The following is a 427-nucleotide window of genomic DNA, read 5'->3' as shown; positions in this document are numbered from 1 at the left end:
CCAATGATCCGTGATGCCCGTCTGGACGAATACTTGAGCGCTCACCGCCAGTCGGCGACCAACGGTATGGTGGTTCCTTATCTGCGTGCAGTGGCCAACGGGGTGGCGAACACCCAGGACTCCAATCAGGAATAATGCGGGCATCCATGTCGAAGGTGTGGCACCCCGTTGCCGGGGCAGGCGCCCGCAAGCTGCAGGCCGTTCGGCGGTCGGTTTTTCTTCTTCTGTGTGTTTCGGCGCTGGCGACTGCTGCGCAGCCGCAGCCCGATCCCATGCCGCGCAAGGAGGCCGCCTCCTGGCTCGCCAAAATCCATCGCGCGGCGCTCAAGCAGAACTATGTCGGCACGCTGACGTATCAGCGTGGCACCGGCATGCACTCCACCCGCATCCAGCATTACGCCGATCTCTTCAATAATGAGTATGAGCG

Annotated in this window: 1 protein-coding gene; it reads left to right on the top strand. The window is 61.8% G+C overall.

Annotation, left to right across the window (positions count from 1 at the left end):
* Positions 1–146: 146 nt before the first annotated feature.
* A partial coding sequence (locus I6F21_RS38030; RefSeq protein ID WP_225184421.1) for a sigma-E factor regulatory protein RseB domain-containing protein occupies positions 147–427 on the top strand: 281 nt, incomplete at its 3' end.

The organism is Bradyrhizobium sp. NBAIM03, from assembly GCF_020194055.1.
GTDB classification, from domain to species: Bacteria; Pseudomonadota; Alphaproteobacteria; order Rhizobiales; family Xanthobacteraceae; genus Bradyrhizobium; species Bradyrhizobium yuanmingense.
Note: the sequence above shows the minus strand (reverse complement) of the source record. Positions and strands in the feature narration are given on the sequence as shown.